The sequence below is a fragment of the Variovorax gracilis genome (genome assembly GCF_030317115.1).
In the GTDB taxonomy this organism is placed as follows: Bacteria; Pseudomonadota; Gammaproteobacteria; order Burkholderiales; family Burkholderiaceae_C; genus Variovorax; species Variovorax gracilis.
Genome location: NZ_JASZYF010000015.1, coordinates 25,143 through 47,478 on the forward strand (window position 1 = coordinate 25,143; position 22,336 = coordinate 47,478).

The following is a 22,336-nucleotide window of genomic DNA, read 5'->3' on the forward strand; positions in this document are numbered from 1 at the left end:
TGGGCGGATCCTGCTTTCAGGTCCCGGCCGTGCGTCGTGGCGGCATTGTGTTGGGCCGGCGCGGCAGCATTTCAGTTGACGAGAATTGCGATTTGCGCGTTGCTTGTACTCGGTGAGCCGATCGTGCGGGCGCTGCTCGTGCCAGTCGCCTTTCTGAGCTTTCTGGTGACGCTGATCTTCGGGTTTTTGATTGGAGACCCACATTTTCCGCGCTGGGGCATGCTGGCGTTCTCGATGGGCATGCTGATGCTCTACTGGCTGTATTTGGGCCTGATGAGCCTGTTCATGAGCTTGCCGACACATGACTACGACCGTTGACGAGGCGCAACTGGAGCGGATTGCCAAAGAGCGCCGCTTCGGCCCCCGAACGCTGGAAATCGCCCGGCGCCTGTTCCTCGACAACGAGCGCCCTAAACTGCTGGCCGCAGAGTACGGGGTTATCTTTCAGCGTATCTACGCGATCAGGAAAACAGTGCTGGACGCCGCCAAGGGCGAGGAACTCCGTGATGGCTGGGCCAGCCTCACGTTGTGTGGGCCCGCGGAGGCCGTGGAGGCCGCCCGGCGTGCGTATGACAGGAAGCTGGCCTCGCTGAACGCAACGAATGACTCGGAACTCGGGCGCTCGAAGGTGTCGCGCTCAGAGCTGCGAGATTGAATCCTGCAATCGCGGTGGCAAGAGGCAGACTCTCGATGAAGGTCCGATCCAAGGACGCTGAAGGAGCGTAGAGCTCGACGCCAGAGGACCGGACGGAAGAAGAGTTTTTGCTGTGGCGCGAGAGCGATTACTTCACGAAGTCCTGCAGCGTCTTGCCGCTGTCGATTGCGGCCTTCAGCCACCGTGGCTTCGGACCACGACCGGTCCACGAATTGCCCGCGCCGTCGCTGTACGTGACCTTCGAAGGTGCGCGCTTGGCTTTCTTGGCGGGTGCTTTCGCTGCAGACTTTGCAGCTTCCATTTGACCGATCGCAGAAGCCAACTTCGACTTGGTGCTCGAACCTGCCCGGAAATCGTCGATCGATCGACCCGCAGCCAACGCTTCACGCAGCCAGCGCGGACGCGGGCCACGGCCTGACCACACGTTGCCGGCTCCATCGCTGAACTGGGCGGAGGACTTTGCAGTCTTCTTTCCCGTGGCCTTGCTCGAAACGGAGTCAAGGCCCAGATGGGCGGCAGTCAGGCCGTAGTGCGCAATCGCGACCTTGATGCGGTCGACAACGCCTTTGATTTCGCTGTCACGCAACGCATCAGCCTGGCGTTGGAGTTGCTCGATTTGCTTTTGAAGCTGTTTATAGGTTTGTGCCATTGCTTGCTTTCTATTCATTCCCGGTTGAAAGAGTACTGCGACTCCTTGGGCCGTGATTCTGCCACTTCGGATGCAAAGATGATGAATGGGCAAGAAGTTCGCTGATTGGCTTTCTGATACCCCCTTCGACGCACTTGGTACTGACAGTTCTCACACATTCGCCAAGCGCCTTCAGACAACGTCCATTGGCCTGCTCACGACGTGCTTGTAGCGATCCATCACTGCCACCTCAACGCCGAGCCAGCGAGCCACTTCCGCAGGCGCCGTGCCACGGCGCAGTTGCCGCATCGCAAAGGTGTGTCGAAGCTTGAAGGTTCCGCCTTCGCTGTCATCGAGACCGGCATCCGCGAGCAGTTGCCTCGTTGTCGAATAGTGGGATTGCTTGCTCCAGGGCTTGCCCGCGGCCGTTGAAGGAAAGAGCATGTCGCCTGGAATCTTTCGTTCCGAGCGAACCTGGAGCCAGTGCTGCAGGAGCTCGCCGGCCCAAGGCGCTATGGGTGTCTCGCGCGCTGGGGAGTTCCCGCTGGCGGGGATGGAGATCTTCCAGGGCCGATCCCGCATGCGGCCGCCCCGTGAGATCGGTGAACTCAGTGTGAGCGCACGCACCTCTGCAGGTGTCAGGCCCCCTCCCAGATGCAGCGCGACGGCAACGCGATTGCGGAGCTCCTGCCACGTGAAAGCCGCGTGGGCATCGCGACGTGCGCCGGTGAGGCCTGGGCGAGGGCGCGCGTTGGACAGGAACGCAATCAGCTGCTTTGCCTCAGCTACTGAGAGAAATTCTGGCAATGGGTCGGCGCTGGCGGCCTCGGCATAGCGCACGTGGGGGTTGTCGATGAGCCATTCCGAGACCGCCGTGTTCGGTTGATCGTTGGACTGCGCTGCGCGGTGGCGCAGCACCCGGTCGATCAGGCGCACCAGCCGAAGGGCGTGCCGGGGAGTCAGGGAGAGGTCCGCGCTCTTCATGCCGAAGCGGGCAGCCTGAAACGCCTGCAGATCGTGCACGTCAAGCGACTCCAGCGTGACAGGTGGCGATTGGGCCAGGCACCAGCCCATGAAGCCGTGCCACATCTCGCGATACACCTCGATCGATCCCGGCTGCCGCAGAGCACCGGTCCCGCGCTGATCCGTCAGCCACGCGTCGAAGGCGTCGAGCAGATCCCGCTGGGCAGCGACCTCGTCGAAAAGAGACAGGGATGAGATCATAAATATACTAACGGCATCGGTTTGTATGTTTGGTTGCGGCTCTGATTCACGGCAATTGCTGCAGAGTTCGTGCGATTGTGCGTGTTTTTAGCTCTTGCCGTTAGTATATTGTTCGTCACTGCGAATTGGCGGGCGGGGCTGCAAGCGGTCGACGCCTGAGGAATCTCGCTCACGGACTGAGCGGCCAGAGGGCCCCGCGCTCGGAGCGAAGCACTGCGTTGCCACCACGGTCAATCCGACCGAGAAGTTGTCTCCGGCGAACCGCTCTCCAAGCGGGCGAGGTCGCACTCCCGATCGACCAGGGAGCTCGCTTTCCCAGCGCTTCGACACCTACAAGGTCGCGTACGTCGCCCCCGGTCACTGCACCGGCGAGCCGACCTTCACGGCGCTGCGCAGAGCCTTTGGCGGGCGCTGTCTCTACGCCGGGCTCGGCAGCACGATGGCGCTGACAGCCACGCCTCGAGCGGCCGGCGACAACGGGCCCGCAGTGCCATCGGCGCTGGGCGACGACGATCTGCAGGGCTATCGGTCAATCTTCGCAGCAAGCAGCGATCGTCGACGCGGACTGTTCGCCAACCTGCAACGAACGGCAACGCCGGGCGGCGCCTATCTCGGGCAATGGCGGCGCAGCATGGTGGGCTGTTGCTGAAGCTTGCCTGTGTCGACATCGTCGGCACGAGGTCCCTTCGGGTCACAGTGCCGAATCAGGCAGTCGACGATTCCGCCGACATGCGGGGCTGAAACAGGCGCGCGGTCCCGACCACGGCACCGATGTCGAGCGGAGGGATGCAGGGTCCGCCTTGCATCGGCTCCCTGTGATGGGTCCATAGGTCGGGGCTGCGCCTCGGTTGCCGTGTCTGCACTTGTGTCTGCGCTTGTGTCGTCGGGCGTTGGGCCAGCCAGGTCTGAATTGCCTTGAGGCCGGTCGTCGATGCCGAGGGCTGCCTGGCATCTGGATGACCGGCCATCGTCTCCGGTGCGCCTGCCTCTTGTCGGGAGGCGACGTGCTGGGTCCAAGCCGGCCATGTCGAGGACTGCCCAACGCGATCCGGAACGTGAGGATCAGCTTTGGGACACCGGAGCCACTGATAGACCCACGCCGCACCGATGATCAAGGTCAAGGCCAACGCATCTTTGGCGTGAGGCGCAAGCATTCTCCTGGACACGAAAAGACCATGAGCACCTTTCAATCCTCCGGCATCGACGAAGGCCAACGCCACCGGAACGGTCCGCAAACGACGGGGCGCGACCATCGTGACTTGTCACAACCAGTGCACACGGTCGTGCGCGACGAAGACGAGGTGGTTGGGCGACGGCACCCGGCTGTTGGCCGACGTCTACCGACCCGCGCAGACGGGTCGCTACGCGGTAACTCGTGGCAGCATCACCCTATCCGCGCCAGATCCAGAACCTGGGAGCGCCGCTGGGCTTCGTCGAAGCCGGCGCCAGCGACTTCTTCGTGCCGCGCGGCTACGTGCACGTGATTGCCAACCTGCGTGGCACCGGCGGTTCGGAGGGCGTCTTCGGCTTCATGGACGGGCAGGAGCGCCGCGGCATGCACGACCGTGTCGAATGGGCGGGGACGCAGACGTGGTCCGACGGCAAACGTCGGCATGGTCGGATTCAGCTACTTCGCCTGCACACAGATGGAAGCCGCCGTCGAAAGGCCGCCCCACCTCAAGGCGATCATGCCGGTGGCCGGCACCTGGGATCTGTATGGCTCCAGCATGCACCACGGGCTGATGAGCAGTGGGTTCATCACGCCCTTCCTCTACATGATCGGCATGACGGCCGGGCGCACCAACAAGCTGTGGCGCAGCCACCTGCTGGAGGCCGTGCGCTCGCTGCTGCTGAAGCCGGGCGTGCACCGCAAGTTCGAAGCACTGAACGGCGAGGCCGCGATCGCGGGGCTGAAGATGATCCTCAAGCTCGATCATGCCGCCCACCCGTGGGACGACCTCTGGCGCGCCGTCGCGGTCGAACACCCGTTGCGCGACGCCTGGGGGGAGAAGCGAAACATGCTGCCCATGCTGGGGCAAGTCGAGGTGCCCGTGTACCTGGGCTGCGATTGGCAGAACGTGCCCCTGCACCTGCCCCATACCTTCACCGCCATCGACCGGCTCGCGAACGGCCCGCATGTACAGGTGGCGCTGATGGGTGAGCGCGGCCTCGCCTGGCTTCCCGGCCGACCCGGTGATGTGGCTGCGCGAAGCGCTGCGGTAGCTCCCGCCGCCGGCGCCACGGCTTGGGGCGGCGGCTATGCAGCGCGCCGAAGTGCGGCCATGACCTCCGCCGTCGGCGGCAGTTCGGTGGTGCGCCAGACCAGCCGGGCGTCGCGGTCGAACACGTGAACCTGGCCGGTATGGCGATCGCCCGCGGCCGCTGCGCCCTTGAACAGCGTGAGCATGCCCTCGAGCGCCTCGCGGGTGGGGGCGGCCGCGCTCCATGCAGGACCTGCGTTGAAGCGTCGCAACCAGGCACTGAGGGCGGCGGGATCGTCCGCCAGAGGATCGATGCTCAGCGACAGCAGGCGCAGCGTCGTACCGCGCTCGGCCGCCATGGCGGCCTGCAGCGCTGCGAACAAGGCGCCCTGGATCGGGCAGACCGTGCTGCAGCCGGTGAACATCAATTGGACGGCGGTGACCGCTCCGCGCAATTGCACCTGCAGCGTGCGCGCGGCACCGTCATGGCGTCGCAGCGGCAACGCCGGGGCGGCCACCGCGGGCACCACGGGACCCACGCCGACAGCGGCGCGGCCCGTGTCGGGCATCCCCAGCAAGGCCAACGCGCCCGCCGTCAGCAGACGCCGGCGAGCCGACCGCACTGGGGGATGACGGGCATGGAGGAGGGGCGCATTCATTTGCGGATCTCCTGCGTCAGGTACTCCCACAGGGCCGCGCACTGGCCATCGTCGACGTCGAAGCGCGGCATCGCGCGTGGCAGCACGACATGAGCCGGGTCAACGCCGGTGCGCAAGGTTCGGCAAAAGGTCACCGCTTCGTAGGCCACGGGCGGCCCGCCACGGCGCGGCCGGGCGTCAAGCAGCAGGTGCCGATCGAGCAGTGGCGCGAAGGAAGAACCCGTCGCACCGGGCGCACCCGGGCCGGCATGGCACTGGCTGCAACGCGTCGCTGCGGCGGGCAGGGGCGCGCTGTGGCCGGACAGGGTGCCGGCCAGCGGCTCCGTGCCGTCGAACAGGCGCGCGCCGCGCGACACCGAGGGCGGCACGGAAGGCTCTTGCCCTCCGAAGCCGGCGCGCGTCGTCAACGCTATTGCGAGTCCCAGCGCCATCGTCCGTCCCGGCGTGTGAGCGTGGCGGGTCACTACTGGATGTTGAGCGTGCGCGCCGCACTCGGCACGCCCTTGGCGTCCAGTGCGAACAGCATGTAGTTGCCCGGCAGCACGACCCCGCGCTCGGCCGGGATGCTCAACTGGTAGTTGCCCTCCGCGCCGCTGAAGGAGAGCGGAATGCGACGTTGATCGGTGTTCACCGAATGGGTCACCGAGCTCATGCGCACCAGCGCGAAGTGTTCCACCGCGCGGTCGGTCTGCACGCTGATCTGGCTGCCCCACGTGGCCGTGGCCGGCGCGGCCGCGATGGCCGGGCGCGGAGCGGGCGAGCCGTCGGGTGCCAGCAGATAGGGCGGCGTGTAGATTTCCGCATCCGGGTGGTCCCCGCTACAGGCGCACAGGCCGCCACCGCCCGACAGCACGCGGCCATCCATCAGCAACAAGGCCACGCTGTGGTAGTTGCGGGGCTTCTGCATCGGCGGCAAGGTCGTGAAGCTCTCCGTCGCCGGGCTCCAGAGCTCGGCTGCCAGCACGCTGTACGCATCGGAAAAGATCAAGGGCTGCGTCTGACCGCCGATCACCACGATCTCGCCATTGGGCAGCACCACGCTGTTGACGAAGGTGCGCCCGTAGGCCATCGGCGCCACCTTTCGCACGGCGGGTGCATTGGGCGGGCCGGACAGGATGTCGATGATGTAGGCCGTGTTGAAGGCGTCGCCGCTGTCGTGGTTGGGGGCGCCGCCGAGCTTGAGAATCTTGCCGGTGTCGTACATCACGGCGCTGGCGGTCATGGCGTAGGGGTCGTCGCCACGCAAGCCGGCCTGCAAGATCGCACCGCTGCCGCGGGTGTCGATCCAATGCATCGCGGCGGCAGGCCCCGCGTGGAACACCCAGCCGTCGGCGACACCGAACAGCCACATGTGGTTGTCGCCGCGGTACACCCCGGCCGCGTCGGGGCCGTTCAGCGGGGGATCGGAGGCATTGGCCGCGCTCGGCATGTCGGACGGCACGCCGGCCAATGTGCGCCAGGTCCGGGTGCTCGCGGACCAAAGCTCGCCCGACTTGCCGCCGAGTCCGCCGTCAAACGATCCGCCGACCGTGAACACGGAGCCATCGGACAAGATCGTGCTGGCGTTGTAGGCGCGCGCAATCCCGAGCTGGGCGCCGACCGCCCAGCGTCCCAGCGCCGGGCTGTACAGCGATGTGCGCGTCGCATTGCTGCCGCCGCTGACCAGGATGCTGCCGTCGGCCAGCATGCTGAGTCCGGGACAGAACATCTGGTGGGCGGTGGCCGTGATCGAGAGGCCACCGGCCGTCTGCGTCGCCGGATCGAACACCGACGTGAAGGTCCAGGCGTGCCAGCTGCTCTTGGAAAAGTCGTTGGGCGAGCGCCCCGACCACAACAGCAGTCTGCCGTCCGGCAGTTGGGCAGCCGAGGCGGGCACCAGCGGCAAAGCAATGGGGTCGGACCAGGGCTTGCTTGCGGCGGTGGACTGCGCCGGGGTGTAGCCCGCGGCCGTGAAGGTGTACGCATTGGCAGGCAGCCATTCCCCATCGACGCGGGAGCCGAGCCGCACCATGATCTCGCCACCGTCGACCGGCAGGTCACTCACGCTCAACGAGGTCGAACTCGTCACGATGTCCTGCAGGGGCGGGGCCCCGGGGGGCGACTCGATCGTGAGGCTGTATTCACTGGCGCCTCGATCCGACCAGACGAAGGTCGCCGTGCGGCCGGGCAGCTTGCTGCCCGGCGTCGGGGTGATCAGTGCCGCGCCCGGCTCCGCGATGGCCGTCGGCTTGGCTGCAGAAGCGGGTGCGCCTTGCACCTTGCCTGCGGGAGCGGCAGCGCTGCCCTGCCCGCCGCTCCCCACGTCGCCGCTGCTGCCGCCACCGCACGCAGCCACGAGTGCGAGCGACACCGCGCCGAGCGCACGCAAGGCTTGCATGGATGGAACGTTTCTCATCGCTCCTCCTTTCAGTGGTCATTGCCGGTGCGAAGCTTAGACCTCAGACGCACGCGATACAACCGAACGAGTCATCGCGGCGGCCTCATTTCAAGCGCTTCGTGCTGGGCATGTCAAAAGACACAATCCCGACAAGCCACGCGCCTTCGGCGCGCTGTCTGACATCTTTGCGCCGCGACCGGTCCATACCCCGATGTCGTGGCGACACGCCACGGTAACCAAGGAATTGCTATGAACAAGGACCAAGTCAAGGGCTCCATTGAAAAGACCAAGGGTGACGTTCAACAAGCGGTCGGCAAGGTCGTTGGCAGCGAGAAGATGCAGGCCGAAGGTGCGGCTAACAAAGCTGCAGGGACAGTGCAGAAGGCCGCAGGCGACGTGAAGGAGGCAGCGAAGGACGCGGTCAAGGCCGGAAACCGGAAGCCCTGACCTGCGAGCGGTTCCCGCGTCGAGCTCCATCACGCATTGCAGCGCTGTTGTTGCATAGGTGGCCGCGCGCAATGCCTTTTCTATCGCGCGGATTGCTTCCGCTACCGCGCGCATTGAACGCGGCCACGCCATCGTGGTGCCACGCGTGCCCACGGCTGTGGCGGGAGGCGGTCGCGAAGCGCTTCGATTTGTGGCAAGCTTCCTGCCTACACCGGAAGACCGAAGCTTCAAGGGCAGACCTCAATGCTTCCCACGACCCATTACGCGAAGAGCGGTGGCGTCAACATCGCTTATCAGACGATTGGCAATGGTCCGCGCGATCTCGTGCTTGTTCCGGGGTGGGTCTCCAATCTCGATGTTTTCTGGGAGGAGCCAGGGCTGGCGCGGATGCTGTCGCGGCTCGCCTCGTTCTCCCGCCTCATCATGTTCGACAAGAGGGGAACCGGTCTGTCAGACCGCGTCACCGACATGCCCAGTCTTGAAGTCCGCATGGACGACGTGCGCGCGGTAATGGACGCAGTGGGCTCGCAACATGCCGCCTTGTTCGGCTATTCGGAAGGAGGCGCGATGTGCGCGCTGTTCGCCGCCACATACCCGGATCGAGCCACTGCGCTCATCATGGGCGGTGCTTTTTCGCGGCGCATCAAGGGGCCTGACTATCCGTGGGGCCCGACCAGGGAACAGGCCCTTGCTTTTGCCGAAGAGGTGGAACGCAACTGGGGCGGGACTGTCGGCATCGAGCAACGGTGGCCGAGCAAAGCCGACGACGAACGGTGCCGTCATTGGTGGGCGCACTGGCTGCGCTCCAGTGCGAGCCCTGCCGCGGCGGCTGCGTTGTTGCGCATGAACATGGACATCGATATTCGCCATGTGCTGCCCGCGGTCCGCGTTCCTACGCTGATCTTGCACAGCCGCAACGAGCGGCTCATCGATTTCGGTGCCAGCCAATACATGTGCGAGCGCATCAGCGGAGCGAAGCTGGTCGAACTGCACGGCATCGACCACATCCCTTGGGGCTGCGACTGCGAGGTCATTCTCGATGAGGTTGAAGAGTTCCTCACCGGCGTTCGGAGCGGCACCGAGCCCGAAAGGCTGCTCGTCACTGTCATGTTCACCGACATTGTGGGAGCGACCGAACGCGCCGCCGCGCTGGGCGATCGCGGTTGGAATGATCTACTCCAAAGTCACCATGCAGTGGTTCGTCGCGAACTGGCGCATTTCCGGGGCCGTGAAATCGACACCGCGGGTGACGGCTTCCTTGCCACCTTCGACGGGCCGGCTCGCGCCGTCCGCTGCGCGTGCGCGATCTCCCGCGAGGTACGCGCGCTCGGGCTCGAGATCCGTGCCGGGTTGCACACCGGGGAGTGTGAAGTGATCGGCGACAAGGTTGCGGGCATTGCAGTGCATACAGGTGCGCGTGTGGCGAATCATGCGCAAACGGGCGAGGTGCTTGTTTCGGGCACCGTCAGGGATCTGGTGGCGGGCTCCGGACTGTCATTTCAGGATCGGGGGATGCGACGCCTGAAGGGAAATTCTGATGAATGGCGGTTGTTTGCCGTGGAGCATTGAGGTGTTCACTCCTGTCCCAGGCACATCGCTCGCACACCTTCACGGGGCATCGGCGACGCTCCGAACGGCCGCTCCAGGGCGGCGCTGATCTCGTGGGTCGGACCACGGGAGCACCGCCACTTTCGCGGGTTGCGAGGCGGGTGGCCCGACGCGCGGGTGGCACGATCCGGAAGGCGACGAGCACACGGCCGCTCATGCGAAGAAGCCCGAACGTTCTTGAGGATTTGTCGGAAGAGTCGGACGAGTCGGAAGAGGGGCCCGGGTCGGACGAGGCAGTGAAAGGGTTTTTGCGCTGCGTGCCACGGCCTGCTTGAGTCGCAAGCCCTGGCTTTCGAACGCGCGTCGCGCACCAACCAGGCCGGCGCACAGAAGCCCGATGGCTGCGAGCTGGGGAGGCCGGCCGGCATCGCGTCCGGACCGCCTTCTTCGAAGACATGGATCGCGATGGCAGGAATGTCGTCTTGGAGCTGAAGGCGAGCGGGATCACCTCGGAGCAACTAGTCGCAAGATTTAACGACCATGAGATGCCCTCATTGCCAGCACGACAACCCGGAAGGGGCCAAGTTCTGCAACGACTGTGCGCATCCGCTCCTGTCGGGAACGCCCGTGGCAATGCATCCTGCGCCGCCGGAGGTATCGATCCGGAGAAATCTGGCCGAAAAGATCATCGACTCCCGGATGGCACTCGAAGGCGAGCGCAAACAAATCAGCGTGCTCTTTGCCGATATGAAAAGTTCGATGGAGTTGCTGGTCGGGCGTGACCCTGAAGAGGCTCGCAACATCCTCGACCCGATGCTCGAGCAAATGATGGAAGCGGTCCACTACTACGAGGGCACCGTCAACCAAGTGATGGGCGACGGCATCATGGCACTGTTCGGTGCGCCGATCGCCCATGAAGATCACGCAGTGCGTGCATGCTGCGCGGCGCTTCGAATGCAAGCGACTGTGGCACGCTACAGCGAAGGGCTGCGCCGCGCAGGCACCACGCCGGTTGAGATCCGGGTGGGCGTCAACTCCGGGGAAGTCGTCGTTCGCTCGATCAGCAGCGACTTGCACATGGACTACACGGCGGTTGGACAGACCACACACCTCGCCGCTCGCATGGAACAGATGGCGAGCGCGAGTGCGAGCTCGATCCTGATCACCGCCGAGACGCTCCGCCTTGCGCAGGGGCGCATGCTGGCCAATCCGTTGGGGCCGATCGCCGTCGCGGGTCTGCGCGAGCCGGTCGAGGCCTATGAACTGATCGGTGTCGGCCCGGCGCCGGCCCGGCTGCAGGCCGCGGCAACCCGGGAGCTGGGTCGATTCGTAGGTCGCGATAGCGAAATGGACGCGTTGGCGGATGCCTTTGACCTTGCAGCCCGGGGCCACGGGCAATTCGTCACGGTGGTCGGCGAGGCAGGAGTCGGCAAGTCACGCCTTCTGCACGAGTTCGTTCACGCTCGCAGCACCCAGGGCTGCCTCGTCCTCGAAACGGGCTGCGTTTCCTATGGCAGAGCGAAGGGCTACCTGCCCGTCATCGAAGCACTCAAGACCTACTTCGCGATCGAGGAACGAGACGACGCGCGCAGAGTCCGCGATCGCGTGGCCGCCCGGTTGCGGTCGCTCGATCGCACTCTGGAGGCCACGCTGCCTGCCCTTTGGGCGCTGCTGGACGTGCTTCCCGAAGACGACCCCTGGCAGCGCCTCGACCCCGGTCAGCGACGTCAAGCCATCCTCGACGCCCTCAGGAGGCTCGTCCTGCGCGAGAGCCAAGTGCGGCCCGTCGTCCTCGTGTTCGAAGACGTTCACTGGATCGACACGGAAACCCGGGCGGTGCTCGACGCATTGGTCGAGGGCCTGCCTGCTGCGAAACTGCTATTGCTTGTGAGCCACCGGCCCGAAGCCAAGCATCAGCGGCGGCAGAAGACGCAACACCGGCAATTGCGCCTCGAGCCTTTGCCGCGCGCATCCGCCGGGGCGTTGCTCGACGCGCTCTTGGGCCAGGCAAGCGAACTGCGCGATCTGCGGCAGCACCTCGTCGAGCGCACCGAAGGCAACCCGCTCTTCATCGAGGAATGCGTATCCGCACTGGCCGAGACCGGCGCGCTTGCCGGGTGCCCGGGCGCCTATCGGTTGGGCCAATCGGCGGAAGCCAAGATCCCCGCGACCGTGCAGGCGATCTTGGCGGCACGCATCGATCGTCTCGATCCTGACGACAAGCAGCTGCTGCAAGCGGCTGCCGTGATCGGCAAGGACGTTCCGTTCGCCCTGCTGCGATCGATCGCCGGAGTCGCCGAGGACGTGCTGCGATCGGCGCTTGCGCGGCTGCAGGCGGCCGAGTTTCTCTACGAGACGGCGCTCTTCCCCGACCGCGCGTTCACGTTCAAACATGCTCTGGCGCATGAGGTCAGCTATGCGAGTCTGCTCGGCAAACGGCGTCGCGAGTTGCACGCGCGAGTTGTCGCCGCCATCGAAGCACTCTATCGCGATCGAACCGGCGAACATGCCGAATGGCTGGCCCACCACGCGCTGCGCGGCGGGCTGAAGGTGAAAGCCATCTCATACCTCAACGATGCGGGCACCAGGGCGGTCATGCGCTCGGCCCCTCGCGAAGCGATCGGATTCTTCGAAAAGGCGTTGGCCTTGGCAGCGGGCCTGCCTGAAACGCGCGATTCGCTCGTCGGCACCCTCGAGTCACTGGTCGGCCTCGGGCCCGCGTTGATGGCGACCCAGGGCGGTTGGGACGGGGACGTCCAGGCATGCTATGCACAGGCGCTCGAACTCTGCGATCGTCTGGGCGACACCTCGCGCCGGTTTCCTGTGCTGTTCGGGCTCTGGGGCTGTCACTGCAGCCGCGGCGAGTACGAGCGTGCAGGGGAATTGGCCGTTGGGCTTCGGCGTGTCGCGGGCGATGACGAATACATGCGACTTGAGGCCCGACATTCCTTGTGGTCGACTGCGATCGCACTGGGGCGGCCGAAGGAAGCCCAGCCTCATCTGGACCAGGGCCACCTCCTCTATCGCCAGCATGAACCCGCGGCATGGTGGAACTACGGCACGCACGACCCTGGGGTTTGCTGCCACCAGATGGGCGCCATTGGCGCGTGGCTGCTCGGCAACTTCGACCAGGCACGCGACGCCACCATGCGCGGCCTGCAGTTGGCCAGGCGGGTGCGTCATCCGGGCACGACCGTGCTCGCACACCAGCTCGCCGCTGTCGTCTACTACCACCTTGGCGACCATGGTGCAGCGAACCTGCACGCCAAGGCGGCCTCGAGCCTTGGCCGCGCCCATGGCGTGATGGGCGGGCCCGAGCATGCCTCGATCATCCTCGCGCGGCTTCTGGTGGAGGAAGGCCGCACCGAGGAAGCGATTCACATCGCTGAGAAAAGCCTACCGGCCTCATTGCGTGCAGGTTGGCCCTGGAGCGCCAGCATCAGCTTCGGCCTCGTTGCTGAGATCTACGCGCGGACGGGGCACCCCGCCAAGGGTCTCGACATGCTGCGGTCGCTTGAACCGAAGCAATACGACGGACTCTATGGACCGGAGCTACACCGCCTTTACGGCCACCTGCTGCTGGCCGCCTCCCCGCACGCAACGGATGAAGCCGAAACGCGCCTTCGCGAGGCCGTCGCGCTGGCCCGCGAACGCCAGATGAAGTCGCTGGAGCTTCGCGCAGCAATGAGCCTCGCGTATTTCCTTGCGCCTCGCGATCGCCGCGCGGCGCGTGCCGCGCTGTCGGTGGTCGACGACTTCGGCCAAGGCGTTGAAGTCGCCGACCTTCGTACTGCGAGGGCCCTGCGGCGCTGGCTCGCATGACCCCTGGAACCCCGACAACAACCTCCCTGTCAGGTCGGTCTTGCGTCTGACCCGGGTTCGCGCGGCGGACGCGGTGCGGGCTCTGAACGATGCTGGCTATCGGACCAGGTAGTAGGCGGAGAACTCGCCGGTGCCATGCGTGCACCGCTGGAAGCCCGCACGGAGAAGCCACCGCTCGAACCGCGGGCTGGCAATGTTTTCGATGTAGAGGACACGCGCTTGCAAGCCATGCTTGCCGTCCCGGAAGCGCTCGACCAACCGCGTGAGGTAGCCCTGGCCACGAAGGTCGCTGGACACCAGGATGGTCGCGAGGCACAACGCCGGTTCGCCGGGCGTCGAGGGCTTGAACCACGAGTAGCCTGTGTAGGCTTGAAATGCCGGGCTGGTGTACCAGCGCGTGACGACATTTCGTCTTTGGGGAATGCTGGCTTCAAAATAGGCAAGCCAAGCGAAGAACAGATCCAACTCGGCCTCGACGCTGGGGGTGCAGTTCATTTGCCCATCGTAGGGGCGACGATTCGCAATTGGTGCGGTGCAATAGGACGGCTGCGGCAATCGCAGCGAGGAAATGAGGACTTTCTCCTGCATTAAATAGTCGTCGCAGTTTCATTCGCAGGGGCAACTCGCCCGAGAACAGGCGCGGATGCCCGACAGCTTCATGACCACGATGACGTTCCAAAGGGATCGAGGGAGTCCCGTAGGCGGCGCGCATCCTGGGGCAGCGTCGGCTGGCACTGGCTGCCGGGAAGGCACCTGTCACGCGGGCCGACATCGTCAAAGAAGCGGCAGTTCAATCAGACCGGAAAGCGGGACCGAGCCGATTCGCGTGGCGCTTGCAACGACGATGGCACGGTCAGGCCCCTCGGCGAGGTCGGCGAGTGCGCGCCACAAGAGGCGAATCGATGAGGCGTCGAGTCCGCCCGTGGGTTCATCGAGCAATGTGAGCGCGCGTCCTGAGGCGAGCGCAGCCGCCAACCAGACCTTGCGTTTGGAACCGGTCGACAGCATGGACATCGGTTTGGCGAGATGCGGAGTCAGGGAGAACCCCTCGCTGAGGGCTCGCCACCTCGCCTCGCTGAAGCGCGCATCACCCGCCTTGAGCGACGCCGTGCACTCGACCGCGGTGACCTCGTCAAACGCGTCGGTCGTCGGGTCGACGAAGAACACGTTTCGTTGATAGGCCTCCGGCTCGCCATCAAGTCGGGCGCCTGCAAGGGTCAGCCGGCCGTCAGCGGGCAGGCTGCCCGCCATCCATCGAAGAACCGTCGACTTTCCGCTGCCGGTGTCGCCGTACAACAGCGTGACGCCGGCGCCAATGGACGCGCTCCATCCCGCCGCCAGCGGCGGCTGCCCGGGGTGCGCGAAGCACAAGTCCTTGACGTCGAGAATGGGGGCGCGCGCCGCAGAGTTCATGACGCAAGCCTACAGCCACGCAGGCAACGGCCTTTCAATCCTTGCCCCACCGCCACCTGGGCGGCTCTCCCTCGACCCAGCACACGGCGACAAGGACGAGGCTCAGGGCCGTGGCAAGCAAGACAAAAGCGAGGGGCTCCCGGTCCGGACGGCAAAGCAGCGCAGCCAAGCCCAGCAGCGCCAAGTAGGCGACAAGCACGGCCCGGCCTTGCCAGCAGGTATCGGGACGCCCCAACCCCAACCATAGCGCTTCGCTGGAAACCAATACGGGTGCTCGCGTGGCATTCGTTGTCTCCTGTCATCCCGTGTCGCTTCGACGTGGCCGAAGACGGCCGCGCACGGTCCGGTGCTGCGGTCTTGCAACCTAGTTCCCCAACAGTGCGATGAGCGCATACACGCCGGCGAGAGCCCAGCTCACGGCCCGCGCGTTGTCCACGCTCTCCTTGGGAATGGGGATCAGCACGGCTCGCCTCCACGCCCACATGTTGGAGGCGACGCTCAAGCAAACGCCGCTCACGGCCAGGGACCAGGACATCGCGCCGGCAGCCGCGACCATCGACCCCAAGAGGACGAGGAATGTTCCGACGACGATGCCGCTGGACGTACTTGCGAGCACATGCGACAGGCCGCCGCATTTCGCGCACTTCGCAGGAAAGCGGCGGTCCGACCAGCGTTTGGCGAGGCCGGGGATGCTCAGTGCTCGGCAACGGGGGCAGGCGTATTTCATTCAGAACCGAAGTCGGGGTTGGCCGATTCTTGCTGCGACAAGGTCAGTGTGCACACGCAATTCTGAGGAGCTGCCGAAACTTGCACAACGAGGCGTCGCCTCGGATCCTTGTTCCCGCGCCCTGTTGTGCTCGAAGCGGAGGACCCCGGTCACTGCGTCGTCGCCTCGGCTCAGTGCACCTGAAGTTCGGTGAGGTCATTCCTGGGTGCAGGCACTGGGGCGCAGCTCTGTGACACCCGTACGGTGAAGACGCCGTTCCGGGCGCCGGCGACCGGCTTGTCGCCTATTCCCGCCGCACCTACCGAAGGCAGAAGTGCTGGCAAGGGCGCCATGGAGGCCCATAGGACGGCCGCCAGGGTCCGACCTCCGGACTGGCATCTGCACCTGTGCGAGCTTGCGCGGCTCACGCACGCTCGACCAAGGCATCCGCCGCACCTTGTCGGTGAAGCCATCAAGCGGCGCATTCATCAATGCCTCGTGTTGACGACACCGGTGATTTCAGGGCGACCGATACCTGGTGGCCGACATCCGTCCTACGCCGAACGACGCGATACCAAAAAGGCATCCCCGTGGTCACCTGGGCGGGACGCGGAATCGATGATGTCCCGCCACGACTTTCCGGCGGCCCTGAGTTGATCGGCGCTGGGGCCTATGGCGTTGCCGTAGCGCGCCAGCGTTCTGGCGACGATGCGGTCCACGACCGGGGCGGGCGTGAGGTCGCGATACGTGTGCTTGAGGGCGTTGCGCTGCTCCACCACCCAACGCGCCACGTCCTCCTGGCTGGCGCCAGACCGAAGCATCGCTGCAGCCGCATCGCGGAGTTCAGCGACAGCGGACTCATACTTCAAGCGCAAGGCATGGCTGCGGGCCGCTCCGCCCGCCGTTTGCTCCGGCGGCGTGCCAGCGCGCGGTCCTGCCGGAGATGGGTCGGCGGGCGGTTCGGTCGCGACTGCAAACTGCCTTCCCGACGCGTCGCCCACCCCGCCTGGGCTAGTCCAGCGATGCATTTCGATATTCCGCGTAGGCCGTGGGGCGGAAATTCGCCACCGGCACGGTGAGCTCTGCATCTGAAAGGACGACGCGGACGTTGCCCTCTTCGCGCGTCCAGCAACCACGCGCTGCCTGTCCGTCCCAGGTCGACAGGAAACAGACTCGACCCGGCGCAGGACATTCGCCTTGGGTATCGGTCAGTTGCAGCAGACGAACCGGGCTTCCATCCGCCACGAAGAGGACGCTTGGCGCGAGGTCGCAGCCAACCACGCAAGTGCAGCAGAGGAAAACCACCAGCCACCACGCGGGGCCCTCAGCCGGGTCTGAGGGGTCCGACTTCGGCGGCTGAAGCAACCGGGTCAAAGGATTGAGATTGAACATGATTCAGGTCCATCAATGCAAAAAGGCAACGAGTTGAACTCGTTGCCTTTGAGAGGGGCGTCTGGCGAAGTGAGCGGGCTATCTGCCCAACAAAATTCGCTCGCGCTGCTCAACGGCAACGAAGGTGCGAAAGCTCGAAATCGACAGATGCATGGACACGATGAATGCGTTCAATGTGACTGATTGAGGACAGTCTAGGCGGCCGGCGGATGCCTGTCTACGTGAAAATTGCCCGACGGATTCAGGCACCGCCTCGCGGAAAGAGGACGCTCCGTCGAAGGTCCGATTTCTCGCCGACAGGCGGCGAGGAGTGCCTGGTCTTCTGCCGCAGAACGCTTCGGCCTGCTGGGGATGACCTTCGCTCGGCCGCAGCTCGCCATGACGGCGCAACCTCTCCAAGGTATTCAAGCGCCACCACCTCGTTTCACTCTGGTCTGGCGCGGGGCTCCTTTGTAGACTGCGTTCATGGCCGCAAGGCTTTTCAACCCGCAGCGCCACGAGCCGCTGGTCCCCGAGGCCTGGGATGAGGCACTTGCTCGCCGGACAATCGAGCAAATTGTGGAAGCTTCCGAAGCTCGGTTCTCCCCTGAACTGCTTTGGCCGACCCACCCCAACGACAGTTCGGACTGCGCGCCTTCCTACATGCTTTACTGGGGCGCATGCGGCGTGTTCTGGGCACTCCGCTACTTGGAAGTTCGGGGCGCCTGCCGCCTGAAGCGCAACTACGCCCCCTACGTGACATCGCTCCTGGCGCCCAATCGAAGGGCCATGGGCCAAGAGGCCGGGAAGCCGTTTGGCAGCTACCTCATGGGAGACACGGGCATCCAGTTGCTCCAGCAGTGGCACACGCCCTCCGGCGAGACCTGTTCCGAACTCATCCACCTTGTGGAAGCCACGCGCGACCATCCTGCGCGAGAACTGATGTGGGGTGCGCCAGGCACACTCCTGGCCTCGCTGTTCCTGCATGCGCAGACGGGCGAGGCCGTCTGGTTTGAGCTCTACCGTGCGACGGCCCAGCAGCTCTGGTCGCAGCTTCACTGGTCAGAAGCACACGGCTGCCACTACTGGACGCAGGACCTGTATGGCAACACCTACACCTTCCTGGATGCGGTTCACGGGTTCGTGGCAACGGCGTGCGTCCTGATCAAAGGACGACAGCTCCTCACGCCTGCGGCCTGGTCCGGATGGCAGGAGTGCATCGCCAACACCATCCGCCGGACGGTCGAGTGCGACCGGCGTCAAGCCAACTGGCGCGCGAGACTCGACGGCTCACGCCTCAGCGAATCGCCCGGCCTGGTCCAGTTTTGCCACGGTGCTCCGGGGTTCGTGATCTGTCTCGCGGGCTTCCCGTCGGATCGCCTGGATGACCTGCTCGTGGCGGGCGGGGAGACCACCTGGACCGCGGGTCCGCTGCGCAAGGGGTCCAACCTGTGCCATGGCACCGGAGGCAACGGCTACGCCTTCCTCAAGCTGTATCGGCGCTTTGGCGACAGCATGTGGCTGGAACGGGCTCGGGCTTTCGCCATGCACGGCATCCGTCAGACCGAACGCGACCTCGCCCAGTTCGGCCAGTTGCGCTATTCGCTGTGGACGGGGGATCTGGGGTTGGCCGTGTATCTCTTGGACTGCATCGAAGGTACGGATCGTTTTCCGACGCTTGACGTCTTCTTCGAGAACCCGTGCGTGGACCCTGGGCCAGGCAGACCCTCGTGAGACGTCCTGCGAGTGACTCGCTTCGATGAAGGGTGACCCTGTCCGGGACGTCCCGGGTGGCGCGGCAGTTTCGGGGACGTGCAAGCGGTCGCATGCAGGTCAACCCACGGGCTCGGTGGAGCCGCAGCAGAGAAGAACGACGAGGACCGAGCGGTGAGGCGACACCCACGCGGGAATGACTCCGGCCACTGTCGAATGGCCACGGTTGAATGGCCACTGGCGACCTGACTGCGGCCTACTTGTCCTTGGCTGGAGTCACCGAGACCTTTGGCACTTCAATCACCTTCTCCTCGGTCTTCACCGTCGGAACCGTCACGGTCTTCTGCTCCTTCGTCACCTTGACGTCCGGAGGCGTCACGTCGTACTTGGGAAGTGTGACGTCGCCAGACTGCGTCTTCTCGTACTTGGGCACCGTGATGTTTCCTTCGGCCGTCTTCTTCACATCGCACGCCGCGAGCGTCACGATACTGCTGATGGCGATAGCAATGGCTGCAATGGCTTTCATGGGATGTCCTTCTGGTTGGGTGAAGCCATTCTCGAAGGCAGGGGAGGCCGGACTGTAAGACCGCACCGCGTCACCCGGGAGGTGAGTTGGCTCGCCCGATGTCGTCGATCAGATCGCTGCTCATCCTGCCTGAGCAACGACAGCGCGCCGGATCAGCGCTCCCCTCCCGAGGCGAGCCCAACGTTCCACGGCCGGGCGCAGACGAACAAGCCGCACTGATCGGTCGCCACGCCTCTCACTTGCTCGACGCTGCAAATGAACTGCAGGCACGGTCGGGCGCGGGTTCCTGACGCTGGGCCGCGGCGTATCGCAGCCCAGGAGCTTGCTGCCGCACAAGTTCAATGCCGACGAACACAGCAACGGCGGCTGGCGGCAGGAATAAAAGCGGTCATGGCCGTGCTTCACGGGGCGATCTTCGTGGCAGGGGCCGTCTCCTTTGCTGACGTGAGGAAGGGACGAGGCAGCTCAAGGGCGGATTCGAGGCTGCATGGCATGCACTTGAAACTGGCGATGAAAGCAAGGCACGGAGGCGGCGAGATGCCGGCGCAAGCTGGCAAACGGACTGAGCATCCGATGGGGGGTTGCCGCACGCGGTCGAAGCGGTTGCGCGCGAGGATGCAGCGCAAGGCCGCATGACGGGGGAACCCAACGGGCGGGCGGCGCGCGAAAGATCCGCTCAGTCGGATGTACCCATGCGCATGCCCATGCCGTCCTCGCCGCCCACAGGCGGCGCGGGCGAAGCGGGCGACGCGGCGCCCAGCATCCGGCTGAAAAGGCGCGCCGCGTTGGCGTTGAACGCCATGCCGTGGTCGAGCTGGACATTCATCGCGAAGCCGTCGAAGGCCATCAGCACGATGCCGGCGATGACCTTGCTCTCGGTCTGGGTGACGGCGAGGCAATCGGCCAGCCAAAGCGCGACGCGATCCTGGAACAGCTCCCGCAGGTGCGGGCTGTAGTCGTCGCCGCCCCGGGTCGTCGAGAGCGCCTGCATGATGTTCTTGGCGAAGCCGTTGTTCTCGCGCGGCAGGTCGCGCCACAAGATGACGAGCAGGCGTTCCAGCCGCTCCGCGGGCGAGCCGACCCGCTTCAGCGAACGATCCAGCCGATCGAGGCGCTCCTTGAGCCAGGGTTCGTACAGCGTGTAGAGGATGTCGAGCTTCGAGCGGAAGTAGACATAGACGTTCGCGGTCGAGATGCCGGCCTCGCGCGCGATCGCGGGAATCGAGCTGTCGCTGTAGCCCTGCGCGGCGAACAGCCTGAAGGCCGCCGCAAGGATCGCCTCGCGCACATCCTTCTTCTTCGTCTGTGACATGGGATCCGGTCCTGTTCCAAGGGTGGTGAAGGATTCTCTCAAAAATGAATGGTATTCGCTATTGACATCCAATTGCTTGATTCCTAAAGTAGTTCTCAATCCGCCGATTGGCTGGCGGGCACCAGAGGATTCCACCGATGCAAGCAGCGATCCGTACCCAGGAGCTCAACCCCGCGAAGCTCATCTCCCTCTTTCGCAAGCAGTTCGAGCTGTGCCGGGTCGGGCCTGGCCAGACGGTCGCGATCGTCAGCGACCTCGGGACCCGGCGTGAGTACATCGAGGCCGCCTTCGCGGCGGCGCAGGACATCGGCTTCGACATCTACGAGATGTGCGTCAACGCGATCCCCGGATGGACCAGCGTGGGTGTGGCGACCATCGGGAAATGCAAGGGCACGCTCGAGGCGCTCATGGCGGTCGACATGGTGCTGATCTTCCATGTGCCGCTGTTCTCCAAGTGGCTGCGCGACGTCCAGGCGAAGGGCGTGCGAGTCCAGATGATCATCGACGCGCCGGACGATCTCTACCAGCTGCAGTCGCCGCCCGGCCTGAAGGAGGCCGTGCTGCATGCGCAGTCGCTCTACCAGAAGACGCGCGAAGTGCGCGTGACGAGCGCGGCCGGCACCGACCTCACGTACCGTTGCGGCGAATACCCGGTCATGAGCCAGTACGGCATGGCGGACGAACCCGGACGCTTCGACCACTGGGGCGTGGGGCTGCTGCACACCTTTCCGAACGAGGGCAGCGCCCAGGGCCGCGTGGTGATCGCGCCGGGCGACATCGTGATCCTGCCGTACTGCCGGTATGTGCAGGATGCGATCGAGCTCGAGATCCGCGACGGCCACATCGTGAGCATCGAGGGCGGGCTGGACGCGGCGCTGATGCGCGAGTGGCTGGGCGAAGGCAAGGTCAGCGAGGGCGACCGCGACCCCTACGCCCTGTCTCACCTGGGCTGGGGGCTCAATCCGCAATGCCGCTGGGATTCGCTGGCGCTGCATGGCGATGCGCCCGAGCGCAGCCGCGCTGCGGCGCGCAGCTTCCCGGGCAACTTCCTGTTCTCGACCGGCCCCAACACGCAGGGCGGCGGCAAGCGCACCACGCGCGGCCACTACGACGTGCCGATGCGCGGCTGCACCATCGCGCTCGACGGCAACGTCGTGGTGAAGGACGGCCGCGTGGTCGATCCGAAGATGGTCGTCGAGCGCGTGCCACGCTGATGCAGACCGAATCCATTTCCCCGCGGAGCCCCACTTCATGCTGATCGAAGGTCAATTTCCCATCGCGGCGGCGCCGCAGACGCTGCTGGTCCACCTGTTCGACGCCGGCCTGATGGCTTCTTGCCTGCCGGGCTGCGAGAAATTGGAGGCCATCGACGCGGATCGCTACCGCGCGGTCGTCGTGATCGCGATGGCCGGCATCAAGGCGCGTTTCGACCTGCAGGTGCAGATCACGAAGCGCGACGAGGAGAACGTCTGGGCCGTCACGCGCGGCGACGAGGGCGGCCACGCCAGCAGCCTGCAGGCGGACAGCCGGGTGAGCCTCGAGGCGACGCCCGAGGGCACGCTGGTGCGCTACCGCTCCGAGGTCTCGGTGACCGGCCGCCTCGGCCGCTTCGCGCTGGGCATGATGAAGAAGAAGGCGCAGAGCATGGGCGACGAGTTCGCCGCGAACCTGCAGCGCAAGCTTGAACAACTCGGCGCGGCCGCGACGCAGGCCGCGGCGCCGGCGAGCCACTGA

General features: G+C 65.3%; 21 protein-coding genes and 2 pseudogenes. 11 read left to right on the forward strand and 12 right to left on the reverse strand.

Annotated elements, in window-relative coordinates:
• Nucleotides 1–75: 75 nt before the first annotated feature.
• Nucleotides 76–318, forward strand: coding sequence for a hypothetical protein (locus QTH97_RS24020; RefSeq protein ID WP_286570999.1), 243 nt, complete (start codon nucleotides 76–78; stop codon nucleotides 316–318).
• Nucleotides 302–655: a TrfB-related DNA-binding protein gene (locus QTH97_RS24025; protein ID WP_286571000.1), complete on the forward strand. Its 354-nt coding sequence runs from the start codon at nucleotides 302–304 to the stop codon at nucleotides 653–655. The genes QTH97_RS24020 and QTH97_RS24025 overlap by 17 nt, the downstream gene beginning before the upstream one ends.
• Before the next feature lie 127 nt (nucleotides 656–782).
• On the opposite strand, the gene QTH97_RS24030 is transcribed toward QTH97_RS24025, so the two are convergent.
• Both QTH97_RS24030 and QTH97_RS24035 read right to left on the reverse strand, forming a co-directional pair.
• Nucleotides 783–1,322 carry an H-NS family nucleoid-associated regulatory protein gene (locus QTH97_RS24030; RefSeq protein ID WP_286571001.1) on the reverse strand — a complete coding sequence of 180 codons (540 nt, stop codon included), beginning with the start codon at nucleotides 1,320–1,322 and terminating at the stop codon, nucleotides 783–785.
• A gap of 153 nt (nucleotides 1,323–1,475) precedes the next feature.
• On the reverse strand, nucleotides 1,476–2,507 hold the full coding sequence (locus QTH97_RS24035) for a tyrosine-type recombinase/integrase (protein ID WP_286571002.1): 1,032 nt from the start codon (nucleotides 2,505–2,507) through the stop codon (nucleotides 1,476–1,478).
• Nucleotides 2,508–2,754: 247 nt separating this feature from the next.
• On the opposite strand from QTH97_RS24035, the gene QTH97_RS24040 reads away from it, so the two are divergent.
• The 3 genes and pseudogenes from QTH97_RS24040 (at nucleotide 2,755) to QTH97_RS24050 (ending at nucleotide 4,858) form a co-directional block, all read left to right on the forward strand.
• Nucleotides 2,755–3,156, forward strand: a complete 402-nt coding sequence (locus QTH97_RS24040) for a hypothetical protein (protein ID WP_286571003.1) — start codon at nucleotides 2,755–2,757, stop codon at nucleotides 3,154–3,156.
• Nucleotides 3,157–3,882: 726 nt separating this feature from the next.
• Nucleotides 3,883–4,047 (forward strand): annotated as a pseudogene (locus QTH97_RS37030) (CocE/NonD family hydrolase); the annotation flags it as partial.
• Nucleotides 4,048–4,120: 73 nt separating this feature from the next.
• Complete coding sequence (locus tag QTH97_RS24050) at nucleotides 4,121–4,858, forward strand: CocE/NonD family hydrolase (RefSeq protein WP_286571005.1); 738 nt, start codon at nucleotides 4,121–4,123, stop codon at nucleotides 4,856–4,858.
• On the opposite strand, the gene QTH97_RS24055 is transcribed toward QTH97_RS24050, so the two are convergent.
• From QTH97_RS24055 to QTH97_RS24065, 3 genes are read right to left on the reverse strand one after another with little or no spacing between them, the layout of a single operon-like run.
• Nucleotides 4,765–5,367 (reverse strand): SCO family protein, encoded by a 603-nt coding sequence (locus tag QTH97_RS24055; protein ID WP_286571006.1) that lies wholly within the window; start codon nucleotides 5,365–5,367, stop codon nucleotides 4,765–4,767. The genes QTH97_RS24050 and QTH97_RS24055 overlap by 94 nt on opposite strands.
• Nucleotides 5,364–5,831, reverse strand: coding sequence for a hypothetical protein (locus QTH97_RS24060; protein ID WP_286571007.1), 468 nt, complete (start codon nucleotides 5,829–5,831; stop codon nucleotides 5,364–5,366). The genes QTH97_RS24055 and QTH97_RS24060 overlap by 4 nt, the downstream gene beginning before the upstream one ends.
• A complete protein-coding gene (locus QTH97_RS24065) occupies nucleotides 5,831–7,762 on the reverse strand; it encodes a galactose oxidase early set domain-containing protein (protein ID WP_286571008.1) in 1,932 nt (643 codons plus the stop codon). The genes QTH97_RS24060 and QTH97_RS24065 overlap by 1 nt, the downstream gene beginning before the upstream one ends.
• A gap of 231 nt (nucleotides 7,763–7,993) precedes the next feature.
• Between QTH97_RS24065 and QTH97_RS24070 the strand changes: the two genes are divergently transcribed.
• From QTH97_RS24070 to QTH97_RS24080, 3 genes are all read left to right on the forward strand, one after another.
• A complete protein-coding gene (locus QTH97_RS24070; RefSeq protein WP_286571009.1) occupies nucleotides 7,994–8,191 on the forward strand; it encodes a CsbD family protein in 198 nt (65 codons plus the stop codon).
• Nucleotides 8,192–8,434: 243 nt separating this feature from the next.
• A complete protein-coding gene (locus tag QTH97_RS24075; RefSeq protein WP_286571010.1) occupies nucleotides 8,435–9,760 on the forward strand; it encodes an adenylate/guanylate cyclase domain-containing protein in 1,326 nt (441 codons plus the stop codon).
• 519 nt (nucleotides 9,761–10,279) lie between these two features.
• Complete coding sequence (locus tag QTH97_RS24080; protein ID WP_286571011.1) at nucleotides 10,280–13,561, forward strand: adenylate/guanylate cyclase domain-containing protein; 3,282 nt, start codon at nucleotides 10,280–10,282, stop codon at nucleotides 13,559–13,561.
• Between the two features lie 96 nt (nucleotides 13,562–13,657).
• Here QTH97_RS24080 and QTH97_RS24085 read toward each other — a convergent pair whose 3' ends face one another.
• The 5 genes and pseudogenes from QTH97_RS24085 to QTH97_RS24105 all read right to left on the reverse strand — a co-directional run bounded on the left by QTH97_RS24085 (nucleotide 13,658) and on the right by QTH97_RS24105 (nucleotide 17,072).
• A complete protein-coding gene (locus tag QTH97_RS24085; RefSeq protein WP_286571012.1) occupies nucleotides 13,658–14,056 on the reverse strand; it encodes a hypothetical protein in 399 nt (132 codons plus the stop codon).
• 279 nt (nucleotides 14,057–14,335) lie between these two features.
• Nucleotides 14,336–14,974, reverse strand: a complete 639-nt coding sequence (locus tag QTH97_RS24090) for an ABC transporter ATP-binding protein (protein WP_286571013.1) — start codon at nucleotides 14,972–14,974, stop codon at nucleotides 14,336–14,338.
• Nucleotides 14,975–15,008: 34 nt separating this feature from the next.
• Nucleotides 15,009–15,259 (reverse strand): annotated as a pseudogene (locus tag QTH97_RS24095) (hypothetical protein).
• 975 nt (nucleotides 15,260–16,234) lie between these two features.
• Nucleotides 16,235–16,555 (reverse strand): hemagglutinin, encoded by a 321-nt coding sequence (locus QTH97_RS24100; RefSeq protein ID WP_286571014.1) that lies wholly within the window; start codon nucleotides 16,553–16,555, stop codon nucleotides 16,235–16,237.
• A 136-nt stretch (nucleotides 16,556–16,691) separates the two neighbouring features.
• Nucleotides 16,692–17,072 carry a hypothetical protein gene (locus tag QTH97_RS24105; protein ID WP_286571015.1) on the reverse strand — a complete coding sequence of 127 codons (381 nt, stop codon included), beginning with the start codon at nucleotides 17,070–17,072 and terminating at the stop codon, nucleotides 16,692–16,694.
• A gap of 558 nt (nucleotides 17,073–17,630) precedes the next feature.
• Here QTH97_RS24105 and QTH97_RS24110 point away from each other — a divergent pair.
• Nucleotides 17,631–18,785 carry a lanthionine synthetase C family protein gene (locus tag QTH97_RS24110; protein ID WP_286571016.1) on the forward strand — a complete coding sequence of 385 codons (1,155 nt, stop codon included), beginning with the start codon at nucleotides 17,631–17,633 and terminating at the stop codon, nucleotides 18,783–18,785.
• A gap of 235 nt (nucleotides 18,786–19,020) precedes the next feature.
• Here QTH97_RS24110 and QTH97_RS24115 read toward each other — a convergent pair whose 3' ends face one another.
• Together QTH97_RS24115 and QTH97_RS24120 are read right to left on the reverse strand one after the other, a co-directional pair.
• Nucleotides 19,021–19,290, reverse strand: coding sequence for a hypothetical protein (locus tag QTH97_RS24115; protein WP_286571017.1), 270 nt, complete (start codon nucleotides 19,288–19,290; stop codon nucleotides 19,021–19,023).
• Nucleotides 19,291–19,966: 676 nt separating this feature from the next.
• Nucleotides 19,967–20,602, reverse strand: a complete 636-nt coding sequence (locus tag QTH97_RS24120; RefSeq protein ID WP_286571018.1) for a TetR/AcrR family transcriptional regulator — start codon at nucleotides 20,600–20,602, stop codon at nucleotides 19,967–19,969.
• Between the two features lie 137 nt (nucleotides 20,603–20,739).
• Here QTH97_RS24120 and QTH97_RS24125 point away from each other — a divergent pair, with 137 nt between their 5' ends.
• Both QTH97_RS24125 and QTH97_RS24130 read left to right on the forward strand, forming a co-directional pair.
• Nucleotides 20,740–21,816, forward strand: coding sequence for a 2,5-dihydroxypyridine 5,6-dioxygenase NicX family protein (locus QTH97_RS24125; protein WP_286571019.1), 1,077 nt, complete (start codon nucleotides 20,740–20,742; stop codon nucleotides 21,814–21,816).
• 37 nt (nucleotides 21,817–21,853) lie between these two features.
• A complete protein-coding gene (locus QTH97_RS24130; protein ID WP_286571020.1) occupies nucleotides 21,854–22,336 on the forward strand; it encodes an SRPBCC family protein in 483 nt (160 codons plus the stop codon).

Coding starts and splice junctions, on each gene's coding strand:
- QTH97_RS24085 (WP_286571012.1), bottom strand. CDS start 14,056: ATGAACTGCACCCCCAGCGTCGAGGCCGAGTTGGATCTGTTCTTCGCT.
- QTH97_RS24125 (WP_286571019.1), top strand. CDS start 20,740: ATGCAAGCAGCGATCCGTACCCAGGAGCTCAACCCCGCGAAGCTCATC.
- QTH97_RS24075 (WP_286571010.1), top strand. CDS start 8,435: ATGCTTCCCACGACCCATTACGCGAAGAGCGGTGGCGTCAACATCGCT.
- QTH97_RS24130 (WP_286571020.1), top strand. CDS start 21,854: ATGCTGATCGAAGGTCAATTTCCCATCGCGGCGGCGCCGCAGACGCTG.
- QTH97_RS24070 (WP_286571009.1), top strand. CDS start 7,994: ATGAACAAGGACCAAGTCAAGGGCTCCATTGAAAAGACCAAGGGTGAC.
- QTH97_RS24105 (WP_286571015.1), bottom strand. CDS start 17,072: ATGTTCAATCTCAATCCTTTGACCCGGTTGCTTCAGCCGCCGAAGTCG.
- QTH97_RS24120 (WP_286571018.1), bottom strand. CDS start 20,602: ATGTCACAGACGAAGAAGAAGGATGTGCGCGAGGCGATCCTTGCGGCG.
- QTH97_RS24025 (WP_286571000.1), top strand. CDS start 302: ATGACTACGACCGTTGACGAGGCGCAACTGGAGCGGATTGCCAAAGAG.
- QTH97_RS24080 (WP_286571011.1), top strand. CDS start 10,280: ATGAGATGCCCTCATTGCCAGCACGACAACCCGGAAGGGGCCAAGTTC.
- QTH97_RS24050 (WP_286571005.1), top strand. CDS start 4,121: ATGGTCGGATTCAGCTACTTCGCCTGCACACAGATGGAAGCCGCCGTC.
- QTH97_RS24035 (WP_286571002.1), bottom strand. CDS start 2,507: ATGATCTCATCCCTGTCTCTTTTCGACGAGGTCGCTGCCCAGCGGGAT.
- QTH97_RS24115 (WP_286571017.1), bottom strand. CDS start 19,290: ATGAAAGCCATTGCAGCCATTGCTATCGCCATCAGCAGTATCGTGACG.
- QTH97_RS24065 (WP_286571008.1), bottom strand. CDS start 7,762: ATGAGAAACGTTCCATCCATGCAAGCCTTGCGTGCGCTCGGCGCGGTG.
- QTH97_RS24090 (WP_286571013.1), bottom strand. CDS start 14,974: ATGAACTCTGCGGCGCGCGCCCCCATTCTCGACGTCAAGGACTTGTGC.
- QTH97_RS24055 (WP_286571006.1), bottom strand. CDS start 5,367: ATGAATGCGCCCCTCCTCCATGCCCGTCATCCCCCAGTGCGGTCGGCT.
- QTH97_RS24030 (WP_286571001.1), bottom strand. CDS start 1,322: ATGAATAGAAAGCAAGCAATGGCACAAACCTATAAACAGCTTCAAAAG.